16 protein-coding genes and 1 riboswitch are annotated in these 14362 nt (G+C 71.7%); of the genes, 8 read left to right on the forward strand and 8 right to left on the reverse strand.

Translation table 11 applies throughout. From position 1 onward, the window contains the following. The first annotated feature begins 10 nt into the window (after nucleotides 1–10). Nucleotides 11–265, forward strand: a riboswitch (cobalamin riboswitch). 480 nt (nucleotides 266–745) lie between these two features. The 5 genes from MBR110_RS05810 to cobC are packed head-to-tail and all read left to right on the forward strand — an operon-like array spanning nucleotide 746 to nucleotide 4993. Beyond that, on the forward strand, nucleotides 746–1753 hold the full coding sequence (locus MBR110_RS05810) for a FecCD family ABC transporter permease (protein ID WP_230946861.1): 1008 nt from the start codon (nucleotides 746–748) through the stop codon (nucleotides 1751–1753). Next, on the forward strand, nucleotides 1750–2547 hold the full coding sequence (locus MBR110_RS05815; protein WP_034192611.1) for an ABC transporter ATP-binding protein: 798 nt from the start codon (nucleotides 1750–1752) through the stop codon (nucleotides 2545–2547). Before MBR110_RS05810 ends, MBR110_RS05815 begins: the two co-directional genes overlap by 4 nt. 55 nt (nucleotides 2548–2602) lie before the next feature. After that, nucleotides 2603–3658, forward strand: a complete 1056-nt coding sequence (gene cobT / locus MBR110_RS05820; protein WP_011885726.1) for a nicotinate-nucleotide--dimethylbenzimidazole phosphoribosyltransferase — start codon at nucleotides 2603–2605, stop codon at nucleotides 3656–3658. Further along, the gene (locus tag MBR110_RS05825; protein ID WP_059567048.1) at nucleotides 3651–4424 is read left to right on the forward strand and encodes an adenosylcobinamide-GDP ribazoletransferase; all 774 of its coding nucleotides are present in this window, start codon (nucleotides 3651–3653) and stop codon (nucleotides 4422–4424) included. The genes cobT and MBR110_RS05825 overlap by 8 nt, the downstream gene beginning before the upstream one ends. Beyond that, nucleotides 4409–4993 carry an alpha-ribazole phosphatase gene (cobC, locus tag MBR110_RS05830; RefSeq protein ID WP_059735683.1) on the forward strand — a complete coding sequence of 195 codons (585 nt, stop codon included), beginning with the start codon at nucleotides 4409–4411 and terminating at the stop codon, nucleotides 4991–4993. Before MBR110_RS05825 ends, cobC begins: the two co-directional genes overlap by 16 nt. A gap of 45 nt (nucleotides 4994–5038) precedes the next feature. Here the strand turns inward: cobC and MBR110_RS05835 are convergent, their stop codons facing one another. Genes MBR110_RS05835 through cobU form a run of 4 tightly spaced genes read right to left on the reverse strand, consistent with a single transcriptional unit; the run spans nucleotide 5039 to nucleotide 8457 of the window. Continuing rightward, complete coding sequence (locus MBR110_RS05835) at nucleotides 5039–5950, reverse strand: cobalamin-binding protein (RefSeq protein WP_059735681.1); 912 nt, start codon at nucleotides 5948–5950, stop codon at nucleotides 5039–5041. Further along, nucleotides 5947–6966, reverse strand: a complete 1020-nt coding sequence (cobD, locus tag MBR110_RS05840) for a threonine-phosphate decarboxylase CobD (protein ID WP_181709212.1) — start codon at nucleotides 6964–6966, stop codon at nucleotides 5947–5949. Before cobD ends, MBR110_RS05835 begins: the two co-directional genes overlap by 4 nt. Further along, complete coding sequence (gene cbiB, locus MBR110_RS05845) at nucleotides 6959–7903, reverse strand: adenosylcobinamide-phosphate synthase CbiB (protein ID WP_014723468.1); 945 nt, start codon at nucleotides 7901–7903, stop codon at nucleotides 6959–6961. Before cbiB ends, cobD begins: the two co-directional genes overlap by 8 nt. Further along, the gene (gene cobU / locus MBR110_RS05850) at nucleotides 7897–8457 is read right to left on the reverse strand and encodes a bifunctional adenosylcobinamide kinase/adenosylcobinamide-phosphate guanylyltransferase (RefSeq protein ID WP_011885720.1); all 561 of its coding nucleotides are present in this window, start codon (nucleotides 8455–8457) and stop codon (nucleotides 7897–7899) included. The genes cbiB and cobU overlap by 7 nt, the downstream gene beginning before the upstream one ends. A 94-nt stretch (nucleotides 8458–8551) precedes the next feature. On the opposite strand from cobU, the gene MBR110_RS05855 reads away from it, so the two are divergent. From MBR110_RS05855 to MBR110_RS05865, 3 genes are all read left to right on the forward strand, one after another. Further along, nucleotides 8552–10051 (forward strand): cobyric acid synthase, encoded by a 1500-nt coding sequence (locus tag MBR110_RS05855; RefSeq protein WP_059463190.1) that lies wholly within the window; start codon nucleotides 8552–8554, stop codon nucleotides 10049–10051. 282 nt (nucleotides 10052–10333) lie between these two features. Continuing rightward, a complete protein-coding gene (locus tag MBR110_RS05860) occupies nucleotides 10334–10735 on the forward strand; it encodes a DoxX family protein (protein ID WP_014723466.1) in 402 nt (133 codons plus the stop codon). A 130-nt stretch (nucleotides 10736–10865) separates the two neighbouring features. Further along, nucleotides 10866–11525, forward strand: a complete 660-nt coding sequence (locus MBR110_RS05865; RefSeq protein ID WP_011885717.1) for a ParA family protein — start codon at nucleotides 10866–10868, stop codon at nucleotides 11523–11525. Nucleotides 11526–11717: 192 nt separating this feature from the next. Here the strand turns inward: MBR110_RS05865 and panD are convergent, their stop codons facing one another. From panD to MBR110_RS05885, 4 genes are all read right to left on the reverse strand, one after another. Then, on the reverse strand, nucleotides 11718–12104 hold the full coding sequence (gene panD, locus MBR110_RS05870; protein ID WP_011885716.1) for an aspartate 1-decarboxylase: 387 nt from the start codon (nucleotides 12102–12104) through the stop codon (nucleotides 11718–11720). 36 nt (nucleotides 12105–12140) lie between these two features. After that, the gene (gene panC, locus MBR110_RS05875; RefSeq protein ID WP_181709213.1) at nucleotides 12141–12980 is read right to left on the reverse strand and encodes a pantoate--beta-alanine ligase; all 840 of its coding nucleotides are present in this window, start codon (nucleotides 12978–12980) and stop codon (nucleotides 12141–12143) included. Nucleotides 12981–13231: 251 nt separating this feature from the next. Then, a complete protein-coding gene (locus MBR110_RS05880; protein ID WP_011885714.1) occupies nucleotides 13232–14104 on the reverse strand; it encodes a segregation and condensation protein A in 873 nt (290 codons plus the stop codon). Nucleotides 14105–14108: 4 nt separating this feature from the next. After that, nucleotides 14109–14297 (reverse strand): DUF3460 family protein, encoded by a 189-nt coding sequence (locus MBR110_RS05885; protein ID WP_011885713.1) that lies wholly within the window; start codon nucleotides 14295–14297, stop codon nucleotides 14109–14111. Between the last annotated feature and the right edge of the window lie 65 nt (nucleotides 14298–14362).

Raw genomic sequence — 14362 nt, forward strand, 5'->3', positions numbered from 1 at the left:
CGGCCCGCTCCTAAACTGGCGCGGCCTCGGTGCTCGCGCGTGCGTCGCGCGGTTAAACGGGAAGCAGGGCGTGCGCTTCGCCAGGAGCTCGCCAACCTGCGCTGCCCCCGCAACGGTAAGCGGCCGCGTCGTACGACGCAGGCCGGCTCGGGCGCGTTTCGCATGCAAGTTGCGCATGCGGGCGCGGGCCACTGCGCGCGATGCGCGCGGGAAGGCGAGCCGGCACGCCGTCAGCCCGGATACCGGCCGAGACGAGGAGCCCGTCGGGCTTCATGACGCGCGCGCTGCGGGGAAGCAGGGTGCGCAGCGCTTCACGGGAACTGTCTTCGATGCCGACCCCAATCATTCGCACGACGCTGCGCATGCCGCCGCGTGCCGTGTGCCGCCGTCACGTTGCGTGCGGCCAGTGCGGCTGCGCCGGGCTCGGCGAGTTCGGCGAGTTCGGCGAGTGCGGCGGTCTCGCACGCGAGCGCGATGCCGCACGACCGGCAAGCGCGCGAGGCGCGAGCGTGCGCGCGACGCCGTGCGCGCGGACCGGCCGTTCGATGGATCTCGACCGTCACGGGCCGGCGTCGCCGAAGTGCGGCGCAGCAACTCGCCGTACGGGGGCCGGCAACCTGCACATCGGTTCGACACGTCGCAGCGCGACGTCCGTTCGGTGTTCGCCTCAGCGCAACGCAATCTCCGTCATGCGTTCGTCTCACCGCAGCGCCACGCGCGTGTGCTGCTGCTCGACCCTCGTCGGATGCGGCGCATGAATGCCGCGCGTGCCGTCGCGATCTGGACCGCGCTCGCCGGCGTGGTGGCGCTGCTGTTCGTCGCGTCGCTGTCGATCGGCAGTGTGCCGATGTCGCCGTGGCAGGCGCTCGCATCGCTCGTGTCGCACGGCGGCGACGCGCTGTTCGCCGACATCGTGCGCACGTTGCGCTTGCCGCGCGCGCTCGCGGGTTTCGCGTGCGGCGCGCTGCTCGCGCTGGCCGGCGCGCTGCTGCAGGTGCTGCTGCGCAACCCGCTCGCGGAACCGTACGTGCTCGGCGTGTCCGGCGGCGCGGCCGGCTTCGCGCTCGTCGCGATGATCGCCGGCGCCGCGTGGTGGCTCGTCGATGCGTGCGCGTTCGCGGGCGCGCTCGTGTCGATCACGCTCGTGCTCGGCCTGGCGCGCCGCGAATTGCGGCGCGGCGACTCGCGCGATGCATCGCCGCGGCTGCTCCTTACCGGCGTCGTGATTGCGGCCGGGTGGGGCGCGCTCGTCACGCTGCTGCTGTCGCTCGCGCCCGACGCGCGGCTGCGCGGCATCATCTTCTGGCTGACCGGCGACCTGAGCGGCGTGAGCGCGCCGTGGTTCGCATGGGGCGCGTTGCTGCTCGCCGCCGCGGCGGCGCTGCCGGCCGCGCCGCAGCTGAACGTGATGTTGCGCGGCGACGCGACAGCGCTGGCGCTCGGCGTGCCGGTCGCGCGCGTGCGCGTGCGCATTTACCTGGTCGCGTCGCTGGCCGCCGCGGCCGCGGTGACGACGGCCGGCACGATCGGCTTCGTTGGCCTCGTCGTGCCGCATGCGCTGCGGCTCGCGTTCGGCAACGACCAGCGCATGCTGCTGCCGGCCGCGATGCTCGCGGGCGGCGGCGGCGTGATGGCGGCCGACCTGCTCGCGCGCACCGCGATCGCGCCCGCGCAATTGCCGGTCGGCGTGATGACCGCATTGATCGGCGTCCCGGTGTTCCTGTGGATGCTGCTGAGGAGGCCGCCGCGATGACGCACGCTGCCGACGCGGATTGCACGGCGCTCGCGCTCACGCTCGAGGCCGGCGAGCGGACGCTGCTCGACGGCTTCACGCAGGCGTTCCGGCCGGGCGAGATCTGGTGCGTCGCCGGGCCGAACGGCGCCGGCAAGACGACGCTGCTCGCGACGCTCGCGGGTTTGCAGCAGCCGGCCGGCGGGCACGTCGAGTACGACGGCCGGCCGCTCGCGGCATGGCAGCCCGAGCAGCTCGCACGCCGCCGCGCGCTGATGCCGCAGCAACTGCACGACGCGTTCAGCGCGACGGTGTTCGATACGGTTTTGCTGAACCGTTTCCCCTATCTGGGCGGCTGGGGATGGGAGCGCGACGGCGACCGCGCCGCGGCGCGCGATGCACTCGCGACGTTCGGGCTCGCCGCGCTCGCCTCGCGCGACGTACTGTCGCTGTCGGGCGGCGAGCGGCAGCGCGTCGCGCTGGCTGCGACGCTGTGTCAGGACGCGCCGCTGCTGCTGCTCGACGAACCGCTCGCGCATCTCGACCTGCATCACCAGATCGACGCGCTGACCGCGCTCACCGCGTGGGTCGACGCAGGCCCGCGCACGGTGCTGTTCTCGTGTCACGACCTGAATCTCGCGCGCCGCTTCGCGACTCACGCGCTGTTGCTCGACGGCCGCGGCCATGCGTGGGCGGGCCGCGTGCACGACGTGCTGACGCCTGCGCGCGCGAGCGATGCGTTCGGCTATCCGCTCGTGCTGATTCGCGAGAGCGGCCGCGACGCGCTGCTGCCGGCCTGGCCCGAGCGACGATGATCCACCTTCCTTCTTTCGCACGCGGCACCGGCCGCGCCAACGAGGCACTTTCCCGATGACGAACCCGACCGACTTCCCGCCCGCGCTCGCGCCGCTCGACGCTACGCTGCGCGAGCGCCTGCAGCACGTGATCGATCACAAGACCAAGCCGCCCGGCAGTCTCGGCCAGCTCGAGGCGCTCGCGTTGCAGCTCGCGCTGATCCAGCGCACCGAGCGGCCGCAGGTGCAGCGTCCGGTCACGATCGTCTTCGCCGCCGACCACGGGATCGCGGCCGAGGGCGTGAGCCCGTATCCGCAATCGGTCACCGCGCAGATGGTCGCGAACTTCCTGGCCGGCGGCGCCGCGATCAACGCGTTCGCGGGCGTCGCGCAGAGCGTGCTGGAGATCGTCGACGCGGGCGTCGCGTCGCCGCTGCCGGCGTCGGAGCGGCTCGTGTCGCTGCCGATCGCGCGCGGTACGCGCAACTTCGCGCTCGAGCCCGCGATGACGCTCGACGAAGCGAACGCGGCGCTCGCCGCCGGCGCCGCGCGGGTCCGCCAGCACGCAGCGCTCGGCACGAACGTGATCGGCTTCGGCGAGATGGGGATCGCGAACACGTCGTCGGCCGCGTGCCTGATGAGCCGCCTGCTCGACGTGCCGATCGATGCGTGCGTCGGGCGCGGCACCGGCCTCGACGACCAGGGGCTCGCCCACAAGCGCGCGGTGCTCGGCCGCGCGCTCGCGCGGCATGCGCATGCGATCGCGCCGCTCGACGTGCTCGCCACGTTCGGCGGCTTCGAAATCGCGATGATGACCGGCGCGTATCTGGCCGCCGCGAGCGAGCGGATGACGATTCTCGTCGACGGGTTCATCGCGACGTCCGCGTTGCTCGTCGCGGAACGCATCGCGCCCGGCGTGCGCGACTACTGCGTGTTCTCGCACGCGTCGCACGAAGCCGGGCATCGGCGCATGCTCGAGCATTTCGGCGCGAAGCCGCTGCTCGCGCTCGACCTGCGGCTCGGCGAGGGCACGGGCGCCGCGCTCGCGCTGCCGCTGGTGCGCGCGGCCGCCGCGTTCCTGACCGAGATGGCGAGCTTCGAATCCGCAGGCGTCGACGATCGTGATGCGTGAGCGCGCACGCGGCGTGCGCGCGGAACTGCGCTACTTCTTCGTCGCGCTCGGCTATTTCACGCGCGTGCCGGTGCCGCGCGCGATCGGCTACGCGGCCGGCGATCTCGATCAGGCGGCGCGCTACTTCCCGCTGGTCGGCGCATGCGTCGGCGCATGGGGCGCGCTGGTCTATCTGGCCGCGCTGCGCGTGCTGCCCGCGGCGATCGCGGTCGGGCTGTCGATGGCCGCGACCTTGCTCGCGACCGGCGCGTTCCACGAGGACGGGCTGGCCGACAGCTGCGACGCGTTCGGCGGCGGCTACACGCGCGACGACGTGCTGCGGATCATGCACGATTCGCGGATCGGCACGTTCGGCGCGGCGGCGCTCGTGATCGCGCTCGGCCTGAAATGGCAGGCGCTGTCCGCCATGCCGCCGCTGCGCGCCGCGTGGACGATGATCGCCGCGCATGCGGCGAGCCGCGCGGCGGCGGTGAGCCTGCTGATGTCGCTCGACTACGTCCGCCCGGAAGGCAAGGCGAAGCCCGTCGCGCAACGCATGAGCGCGCGCGCGGCCGCCGCCGCCGCAGTGTTCGGGCTGCCGTGGCTGTTCTGGCCGGACTGGCGCGCGGGCGTCGCGGCGTTCATCGCGCTGGCGCTCGTGCGCGCGTGGGCCGCGCGCTACTTCGTGAAGCGGATCGGCGGTTATACGGGCGACTGCCTCGGCTTCGCGCAGCAGCTGAACGAACTGGCGATCTATCTCGTGGTGCTCGGATGGACGTCGTCCTGATTCGCCATCCGGCCGTCGGCGTCGAGCGCGGCGTGTGCTACGGGCGCAGCGACGTGCCGCTCGCGGAATCGGCGGACGCCGGTGCGCAGGCCGTGCGTGCGCGTCTCGCGGCGCTGGACGCGCCGTTGCCGGAGCAGATCTGGACGAGCCCGCTCGCGCGCTGCGCGTCGGTCGCCGCACGGCTCGCACACGTATTCGACGCGCCGTTGCGGCCGGACCCGCGCTGGCAGGAGATGGACTTCGGCGCGTGGGAGCTGCAGCGGTGGGACGACATCGACCGCGCCGCGCTCGATGCGTGGGCGGCCGATCTGCTGCATGCATGCGCGCACGGCGGCGAGAGCGTCGCGCAGTTCGCCGCGCGCGTCGCGCAGATGGCGGCTGCGGTCGAGCAGGCGGGCGTCGCGCAATGGGCGCTCACGCATGCGGGCGTGATTCGCGCGTTCGCCGCGCACGCGTTGCGCGTGCCGCTCGACACGCTGCTCGCGCGACCGGTGCCGACGGGCGGGGTCGTGTGGCTGCGGATGAGCGAGGCGGCCGGTGCGTGGAAGATCGTCCACTGGGACGCGTAGACGCCGCGTGCCGATCTTGGACCGGCGGGCGCTCGCGCGCCGCCCTCAATGCGCGGGCCGCCGTGCGCGCGCCGCGTCGAGATCCGCGCACAGCGCGGCCGCGCCCTGCGCGATCCGCGGCGACGGCCGCGTCAGCAGATCGCCGTCGATCGCGAACAGGTTGTTGCGTGCAACGGCCGTCAGCGCGGGCCACGCACGCCAGCGCGCGAGGCTCGGCAGCGGCGCGTCCGAGCGCGTCGCGCCGGCGCTCGTCGTCACGATCGCTTCCGGATTCGCGGCGAGCACGGCCTCGTCGGTGACGGTCGGTGCGAGCGGCTCGAGCGCGGCGAACACGTTGTGGCCGCCGCACAGCGCAATGACGTCGTTGAACAGGTGCGCGCCGTTGAGCGTGGTCAGCGGCCGGTCCCATACCTGAAAGAACATCGTGACGGCCGGGCGCGCCGCGTAGCGTGCGCGCAGTGCCGCGATGTCGCGCGAGTACGCGGCCGCGGCCGCATCGGCGGCAGCGTTGGTGCCCAGCAGCGTGCCGAGCCGGTGCAGCGACGTCGCGACGTCGTCGAGATGCTTCGGCTCGCTGAAGAACAGCGGAATGTGCAACGCACGCAGCGCATCGGTCTGCCGCTCGGCGTTGCCGTGCCGCCAGATGACGATCAGGTCGGGTTTGAGCGCGGCGATCCGTTCGAGGTCGAGCGCCTTGTTGTCGCCGACGCGCGGCACCGCGCGCGCGGCGGGCGGATAGTCGCTGTACGTCACGGTGCCGACCAGCTTCGCGCCGCCGCCGGCCGCGTAGATCAGTTCGGTCGCGTGCGGCGCGAGGCTGATCACGCGTTGCGCGGGCGCCGGCAGCGTGACGGTATTGCCGGCGTCGTCGTGGGCCGTGACGTCGGCGCGCGCGATCGGTGCGAACGCAACGATCGCCGCGAGCGCGGCCGGGACGCGCCACACGGCGGCGCTCATGCGGATGCCCGGTGCAGCATCGGCACGCACTGCGCGAGCGCATGCGCGAGGCGCTGCCATTGCGCGTCGTTGCCCGGCAGGCCGACGCGCACGCTCGGATGCGCGGCAAAGTACCGGGTCCAGATGCCTTGCGCGGCGAGCGCCTCGTGCAAGGCGGCTGCGCGCGGATCGTCGGTCCAGCTGAACAGCGGCGTCGCGCGCACCGCGAAGCCGTGTGCGCGCAGCAGCGCGGCGAGTCGTTCGCCGTCGGCCGTGAGCCGCGCGCGCGCGGCGGCCTGCCAGGCGCGATCGGCGAAGGCGGCCGTGACCGCGTGACGGGCGGGGCCGCTGACGGTCCACGCGCCGAGCATGTCGCCGAGCGCGGCGATCCGTTCCGGCTGCGCGAGCACGAAGCCCGCGCGGATCCCGGCGAGCCCGAAGAACTTGCCGACCGAGCGCAGCACGACGAGGCCGGGGCGATCGACGTGCGCGGCGAGCGACGGCGTCGCGCCCGTATCGGCGAACGCCTCGTCGACGATCAGCGTGCCGCCGCGCGCCGACAGCTGCGCATGCCAGCCCAGCAGTCGCTCGACCGGCACCGCGTCGGCGGTCGGATTGTTCGGGTTCCCGACGATCGCGTGCAGCAGCGTCGCGGGCAGGCGGTCGGCTTCGATGTCGAGCGCGACGATGCGATGGCCGTGACGCGAGAACGCTGGCGCATATTCGCCGTAGGCGAGCGCCGCGACGGCGGCGTCGCCGGGCGGCAACAGCGCGGGCAGCGCGCGGATCGCCGCCTGGCTGCCGGCGACCGGCAGCACGTGCGCGGCGTCGGGCGCGTGATAGTAAGCGGCCGCGCGCGCGGCGAGCGCGTCGCCGTCGTCGGGCAGGCGGCGCCATGCGTCGGCGGGCACCGGCGGCACCGGATAGCCGACCGGATTGATGCCGGTCGACAGATCGAGCCACGCGTCGTACGGAATGCGATGGCGACGCGCGGCTTCGTGCAGGTTGCCGCCGTGCGTGATACGTGCGTCAGACATGATGGGTAGCGAGGATGAGCGCGCCGCTCGCGACCAGTAGCGCGAGCCACAGGGCGAGCGTACGCGTGACGAGCGACAGCGCGGCCGCGACGTGGATGGCCGACGCCGGCGCGCCGGTGCCGAGCGTCGGGCGCTCCTCGAGCGCGCCGTGATAGACGGCCGGGCCGCCGAGCCGCACGTTCAGGCTGCCGGCGCCGGCAGCCATCACGGGCCCCGCGTTGGGGCTGTCCCAGTGGCGCGCCTGCGTGCGCCAGCAGCGCCATGCGGCGGCCGTGTCGCCGAGCAGCGCATAGCTCGCCGCCGTCAGTCGTGCGGGAATCCAGTTCAGCGCATCGTCGATGCGCGCGGCGGCCCAGCCGAAGGTCAGGAAGCGCGGCGTGCGATAGCCCCACATCGCGTCGAGCGTGTTCGCGAGCCGGAACAGCAGCGCGCCGGGGCCGCCCGCGACGATGAACCAGAACAGCGCGCCGAAGATCGCGTCGTTGCCGTTCTCCAGCGCCGATTCGACGGCCGCGCGCGACAGCGCGCCTTCGTCGGCGTCGCTCGTGTCGCGCGAGACGATGCGAGCGGTCAGCGCGCGCGCGGCGGCGAGATCGTGCCGCAGCAACGCGGCGGCGATCGGCGCGACGTGCTCGCCGAGGCTCTTCGCGCCGAGCGCGAACCACAGCAGCGCGACGTGCAGCGCGGCCGCGAGCGGCCACGGCAGCACGCTCGCGAGCCACGCGGCGACGGCCACCGGCGGCAGCACGGCCGCGCCCCACGCGGCGACGCCGACGATGCGGCCGCGCCGGCCCGTGTTCAGCGCGGCCTCGATGCGCGCGGCGAGCCGGCCGAACGCCACGAGCGGATGCCAGCCGGCCGGTTCGCCGATCAGCCGATCGACCAAGGCGGCGGCGACCGCGAGCACGGCGACGACCGGCAGCGACAGCATCAGCATGACGGCGCTCCGGCCTTGATCGTCAGCGGCAGCCCGGCGACCAGCAGCGTCACGCGCGTGGCGAGCGCGGCGATGCGCTGATTGAGCCGCCCGAGTTCGTCGACGTAGCGGCGGGTGACCGAGCCGAGCGGCACGACGCCGAGCCCGATTTCGTTGCTGACGACGATCACCTTCGCGCGCGTCTCGCACAAGGCGCGCTCGAGCCGCTCGACCTCCGCCGTGTACTGCGCGTCGTCGAGCGGCTCGCCGTCGAGCGGGCACAGCAGATTGGTGAGCCACAGCGTCAGGCAGTCGACGAGCACGCATGCGTGCGGATCGTCGAGCCGCGCGAGCGTGCCGGCGAGATCGACCGGCGCGGCGGCGAAGCCCCAGTCGGCCGGCCGGCGCGCGCGGTGATGGGCGATGCGGCGTTCGAATTCGGCGTCGTCGGCGCTTGGCGTCGCGGTCGCGACATAGGTGACGGGGCGGCCGCTGTCGGCGGCGAGACGCTCGGCGTGCGCGCTCTTGCCCGAACGCGCGCCGCCGAGGACGAAGGTGAGGTCGTGCGGAATCATCGCGTGATTGTAACGGCGCGCGCAGCACGACGCGGGCGATAATGCCCGCTTTGTGTCGCCACGATTTTTCTTCCCGATCCCCACGATTCCCACGATGAACGCACCCGAACCGCCGCGCGGCACGTTGATGATCCAGGGCACGACCTCCGACGCGGGCAAGAGCACGCTGGTCGCGGGCCTGTGCCGTCTCGCGCGGCGCGCGGGCGCGCGCGTCGCGCCATTCAAGCCGCAGAACATGGCGCTGAACAGCGCGGTGACGGCCGACGGCGGCGAGATCGGCCGCGCGCAGGCGCTGCAGGCGCTCGCGGCCGGCGTGGCGCCCCATACCGACTTCAACCCGGTGCTGCTGAAGCCGACCAGCGATCGCGGCGCGCAGGTGATCATCCACGGCGCCGCGCGGATGAACCTCGATGCGCGCGCGTATCACGACTACAAGCCGGTCGCGTTCGACGCGGTGCTCGAGTCGTATGCGCGTCTGCGCGACGGCTACGACACGGTGATCGTCGAAGGCGCCGGCAGCCCGGCCGAGATCAACCTGCGCGACGGCGACATCGCCAACATGGGGTTCGCCGAACGCGTCGATTGCCCGGTGGTGCTGGTGGCCGACATCGACCGCGGCGGCGTGTTCGCGCATCTGGTCGGCACGCTCGCGTGCCTGTCGGACAGCGAGCGTGCGCGCGTGCGCGGCTTCGTGATCAACCGCTTCCGCGGCGACATCGGACTGCTCGAGCCGGGGCTCGACTGGCTGCGCGCGCAGACGGGCAAGCCGGTGTTCGGCGTGCTGCCGTACCTGCACGGACTGCTGCTCGACGCCGAGGACATGCTGCCGCGGCAGGCGCGCAGCGCCGCCACGCGCGACGGCGCGGGCGTGCTGCGGGTGGTGGTGCCGGCGCTGCCGCGCATCAGCAACCATACGGATTTCGATCCGCTGCGTGCGCATCCGCAGGTCGAATTCACCTACTGGAAGAGCGGCCCGGTGCCGGCCGCCGATCTGCTGATCCTGCCCGGCTCGAAGAGCGTGCAGCGCGATCTCCAATGGCTGCGCGACGCGGGCTGGGACACGGTGATCCGCCGGCATCTGCGCTATGGCGGCAAGGTGATCGGCATCTGCGGCGGCATGCAGATGCTCGGCCGCACGCTCGACGATCCGCTCGGCCTGGAAGGCGCGCCGGGCAGCGTGCCGGGCCTCGGGTTGTTCGATTTCGACACGACGCTGCTGCCGCACAAGACGCTGAAGAACGTGACCGGCCAACTGGCGCTGCCCGGCGCGCCCGCCGTGCGCGGCTACGAGATCCACATGGGCGACACGCGCGGCCCCGCGCTCGCGGCACCGGCGCTGCAGCTGGCGGCGGACGATGCAGCGGGCGGCAGCCGCGCCGACGGCGCGCTGTCCGCCGACGGCCAGCTCCTCGCCACCTACGTGCACGGCCTGTTCGACACGCCCGCTGCGTGCGCGGCACTGCTCGCATGGGCGGGGCTCGACGGTGCGGAGCGCATCGATTACCCGGCGCTGCGCGAGGCGTCGATCGAGCGGCTCGCCGATTCGTTCGCCGAGCACCTCGACCTGCGCGCGCTGTACGCGGAATTTCGCTGACGGGGCCGAGAGGGCGGGCGCCGCATGGTGCGTGCGTCCGCGTTCGGCTTGGCCGGGCGGGAGTTCGGTGCGGCGGGTGCCGCATGGTGCGACAGCGGCGGCGCGGAGGCCGTCGCGCGGCAGAGGGCACAAGGCATAACCGGCCCACGGCCCACTCATGCCCCTTTTTGCGGGCCAATTCGTTCCTGTCGAGAATCATTCAAAGCCATATCGCGCATTTATCGGTGAAATAGCTTCGAATAGAGTGCGATCCATCGTCATCCACTCACGAAGGAATCCGCCATGAACCCCACCCGTCTGCAAGATCTCGGCGCGACGCTGCTGCGTGTCGCGCTCGGCGTGCTGTATCTCGCGCACGTCGCACAGAAGGTGTTCGTCTTCACGCTGCCCGGCACCGCGCAGTTCTTCGCGTCGATCGGCCTGCCCGGCTGGCTCGCGTATCTGACGACGGCCGTCGAGCTGGCCGGCGGCCTCGCGCTGCTCGCGGGCGTGCGCGTACGGACTGCCGCGCTCGTGCTGCTGCCGTTCATGCTCGGCGCGGTGTGCGCGCATTTGCCGAACGGCTGGAGCTTCGCGTCGCCGCACGGCGGTTGGGAATATCCGGCGTTCTGGGCCGTCACGCTGGCCGTCCAGGCGCTGCTCGGCGGCGGCGCGTTCGCGCTCGGCGCGCCGCGCAGCGCGTAACCGCCCGCCGCCCGCGTCGGCTCCACCGGTTTCGGTGATGCCCCGTTTGCCGATATCATCGCTCCCTGTATCCGCAATCGAGCGGCGCCTGCCGGACGGTGGGCGCCGCGCGGCTTTTTCGGGGGAATTCATGACGGTCATCGTGGTGGCGAATCCGAAGGGCGGCGTCGGCAAGAGCACGCTGTCCACCAATCTTGCCGGCTATTTCGCGGCGCAGGGCGCGTGGGTCGCGCTCGCCGATCTCGACCGGCAGCAGTCGGCGCATGCGTGGCTCGATCTGCGGCCGGCCGGGCTGCCGCAGATCGAGGCGTGGAATCTCGACCCCGACGCGCCTTCGAAGCCGCCGCGCGGCCTCGAATATGCGGTCATCGACACGCCGGCCGGGCTGCACGGCAACCGGCTCGACGTCGCGCTGCGGCTGGCCGACAAGGTGATCGTGCCGCTGCAGCCGTCGATGTTCGATATTCTCGCGACCCAGCAGTTTCTGGAGCGCCTCGCGGGCGAGAAGGCCGTGCGCAAGGGCAGCGTCGAGGTCGGGATCGTCGGGATGCGGGTCGACGCGCGCACGCGCTCGTCCGACCAACTGCACCGTTTCGTCGAAGGGCTCGGGCTGCCGGTGCTCGGCTACGTGCGCGACACGCAGAACTACGTGCAGATCGCCGCGCACGGCCTGACGCTGTGGGACGTCGCCAGGAGCCGCGTCGAGAAGGATCTCGAACAGTGGCGGCCGATCGTCGAATGGGCCGAGCGCCGCGCGCCGAAAGCGGAGAAGGCCGCCCGCGCGTCGTGAGTCGGCCGGCCGCTGCCGCGTCGGCGGCAGGCGGGCGTCGCCCGCCTGCCGGCTCGTTCAGTGACGCTCAGCGAAGCTCGGCCGAATGACGAAGGGCCTGATCCGGCAGCGTGCCCGATCAGGCCCTTCGTGCCTCGGCGGCGCAGCGGCCGCCTCGGGCAAGCCGCTGCGACGTGCCGGCGGCCGTGCGCATCAGGTCCAGCTCTGTGTCGGGACGTGATCGCGGTGGCCCTTGATCTTGTTGCCTTCGTCGATGAACACGAGCTTGGGCTTCCAGCCGGCCTGCAGCTCGGCTTCATCGACCATCGCGAACGCCGCGATGATCACGAGGTCGCCGAGTTGCGCGCGACGCGCGGCCGAACCGTTCAGCGAAATCATCCCGCTGCCGCGCTCGCCCTTGATCGCGTAGGTCGAGAAGCGCTCGCCGTTGTTGATGTTCCAGATGTCGATCCGTTCGTTTTCGATCAGGCCCGCCGCTTCGAGCAGGTCTTCGTCGATCGCGCACGAGCCTTCGTAGTGCAGCTCGCAGTGCGTGACGGCCGCACGGTGGATCTTCGATTTGAGCATATGGCGCTGCATGGTATCTCCGTGATGCGTGACAGGCGGCGCGGCCGGTCAGATTTCCAGGTTGTCGATGAGGCGCGTCGCGCCGAGTTTCGCGGCCGCGAGCACGACGAGCGGCTCGCCCGCCTCGAGCTCGGCGGCGCTCGGCGCGATCAGGTTCGCGCGGCGGCGGATCGCGATGTAGTCGGGCGCCCAGCCGCGTTCGGCCAGATGCGCGCGGGCGTGCTGCTCGAGCTTGCCGAGGTCGCGCTCGCCGCCCAGCACGCTTTCGCGCACGCGCTGCAGCGTTTTCACGAGCTCGGGCGCCTCGGTGCGTTCGTCGGCCGTCAGGTAGCGGTTGCGCGACGACAGCGCGAGGCCGTCTTCGTCGCGCACGGTCTCGGCCGCGATGATCTCGACCGGCAGCGCCAGCTGCTGGCACATGCGGCGCACGATCATCAGCTGCTGGTAGTCCTTCTTGCCGAACACGGCCACGCGCGGCTGCACGCACGACATCAGCTTCGTCACGACCGTGCATACGCCGGCGAAGAAGCCGGGCCGGAACTCGCCTTCGAGGATGCCGCCGAGGTCGTCGGGCGGCAGCACGCGATACTCCTGCGGCTCGGGATACATGTCGCGCTCGGTCGGCGCGAACAGCACGTAGACGTTTTCGTTCTGCAGCTTCTCGATATCGTCCTGCAGCGTGCGCGGATATTTGTCGAAATCCTCGTTCGGACCGAACTGCAGCCGGTTGACGAAGATGCTCGCCACGACCGGGTCGCCGTGCTGGCGCGCGAGGCGCATCAGCGACAGGTGACCTTCGTGCAGATTGCCCATCGTCGGCACGAACGCCGTGCGGTTCTGGCCGCGCAGCTGGTCGCGCAGTTCCTGGATCGGGCTGATGACTTTCATGATCGGGTAGCGGGTTCCTCGCGCATGCGCGCGTTGGCGCCGCAGCAGCGGCGTCGGGGTCGAAGCGGAGCACGCCGGTGCGCGGGCGGCGCATCGGGCGTCGGCGGATTGTAGAGGATTTGGCCGCCGCACGCACCGCAAAGAGAACGGTCGTTCACTTTTTATCCGGGCATGGCGCGGCGGGGCGGCGCGGGTGGGTGCGCGCTCGATGCTGCATTGCAGGGGAGGCGGGCGCTGCGACCGTGCCGGAATCAGGCGGGCAGGTAGGCGAGGCGCACGTAGATCGGCGCGAACGGTTCGGGTTGCGTGATCTCGACGAGCGATTCGCGCGCGAGCTCGAGCATCGCGATGAAGTTCACGACGACCACCGGCACGCCGCGCGACGTGTCGAACAGCTCGGCGAACTCCATGAAGCGCGCATTCTGCAGCCGGCGCAGGATCAGGCTCATGTGCTCGCGCACCGACAGCTCCTCGCGCGAGATCTTGTGATGCTGGACGAGCTTCGCGCGCTTGAGCACGTCGGCCCACGCGGCGCGCAGGTCGTCCGAGTTCACGTCGGGAAAGCGCGGCGTGATGCTCTGCTCGATATAGACCTCGGCGCGCAGGAAGTCGCGGCCGAGCTGCGGCAGTTGATCGAGGCGCTGCGCGGCGAGCTTCATCTGCTCGTATTCGAGCAGCCGGCGCACCAGCTCCGCGCGCGGATCCTCGGCTTCCTCGCCGGTGTCGGCCTTCTTGACCGGCAGCAGCATCCGCGACTTGATCTCGATCAGCATCGCGGCCATCAGCAGATATTCGGCTGCCAGCTCGAGATTCGACGTGCGGATCTGGTCGACATAACCGAGGTATTGCGCGGTGACCTGCGCCATCGGGATGTCGAGCACGTTGAAGTTCTGCTTGCGGATCAGGTACAGCAACAGGTCCAGCGGGCCTTCGAAGGTCTCGAGGAACACCTCGAGCGCATCGGGCGGGATGTACAGATCCTGCGGCAGCTTGAAGAGCGGCTCGCCGTACAGACGTGCGAACGCCGCGACACCGTCGACGGTGTCGGGCGTCGAATCGGCGCCCGCGGGCGCGGCGATCGCGTCGTCCTTGCGGGCGGCGCTGGCCTCGTCGGCGGCGCTCACGTCGTCAGAAGTTCTGGTAGTAGACGTAGGACGTTTGCTTCACGCGCGACTCCTGCTGCTCGGCGCGCTCGTCGAGGTCGATCGGCTGCTTGTCCCACAGCAGGGCACGACCCTTGCGTTGCTCTTCCTCGAGCGTCGGCTTCTGTTGCTTGAGCTGGTTCAGGAACTGCGTGACGTCGGACTGGTACGGCATGGCTTGGCTTTCCGTTTCTGGCGGCGCACGATGCGCCGGATTCGCGATGGCGGGATTTTACCGCA

It is taken from the genome of Burkholderia sp. MBR-1, assembly GCF_013822785.1.
Lineage (GTDB): Bacteria > Pseudomonadota > Gammaproteobacteria > Burkholderiales > Burkholderiaceae > Burkholderia > Burkholderia vietnamiensis.

Coding starts and splice junctions, on each gene's coding strand:
- MBR110_RS05860 (WP_014723466.1), top strand. CDS start 10,334: ATGAACCCCACCCGTCTGCAAGATCTCGGCGCGACGCTGCTGCGTGTC.
- MBR110_RS05825 (WP_059567048.1), top strand. CDS start 3,651: ATGCGTGAGCGCGCACGCGGCGTGCGCGCGGAACTGCGCTACTTCTTC.
- cobD (WP_181709212.1), bottom strand. CDS start 6,966: ATGTCTGACGCACGTATCACGCACGGCGGCAACCTGCACGAAGCCGCG.
- MBR110_RS05810 (WP_230946861.1), top strand. CDS start 746: ATGCGGCGCATGAATGCCGCGCGTGCCGTCGCGATCTGGACCGCGCTC.
- panD (WP_011885716.1), bottom strand. CDS start 12,104: ATGCAGCGCCATATGCTCAAATCGAAGATCCACCGTGCGGCCGTCACG.
- cobT (WP_011885726.1), top strand. CDS start 2,603: ATGACGAACCCGACCGACTTCCCGCCCGCGCTCGCGCCGCTCGACGCT.
- MBR110_RS05855 (WP_059463190.1), top strand. CDS start 8,552: ATGAACGCACCCGAACCGCCGCGCGGCACGTTGATGATCCAGGGCACG.
- cobU (WP_011885720.1), bottom strand. CDS start 8,457: ATGATTCCGCACGACCTCACCTTCGTCCTCGGCGGCGCGCGTTCGGGC.
- MBR110_RS05885 (WP_011885713.1), bottom strand. CDS start 14,297: ATGCCGTACCAGTCCGACGTCACGCAGTTCCTGAACCAGCTCAAGCAA.
- MBR110_RS05835 (WP_059735681.1), bottom strand. CDS start 5,950: ATGAGCGCCGCCGTGTGGCGCGTCCCGGCCGCGCTCGCGGCGATCGTT.
- MBR110_RS05815 (WP_034192611.1), top strand. CDS start 1,750: ATGACGCACGCTGCCGACGCGGATTGCACGGCGCTCGCGCTCACGCTC.
- panC (WP_181709213.1), bottom strand. CDS start 12,980: ATGAAAGTCATCAGCCCGATCCAGGAACTGCGCGACCAGCTGCGCGGC.
- cbiB (WP_014723468.1), bottom strand. CDS start 7,903: ATGCTGATGCTGTCGCTGCCGGTCGTCGCCGTGCTCGCGGTCGCCGCC.
- MBR110_RS05865 (WP_011885717.1), top strand. CDS start 10,866: ATGACGGTCATCGTGGTGGCGAATCCGAAGGGCGGCGTCGGCAAGAGC.
- cobC (WP_059735683.1), top strand. CDS start 4,409: ATGGACGTCGTCCTGATTCGCCATCCGGCCGTCGGCGTCGAGCGCGGC.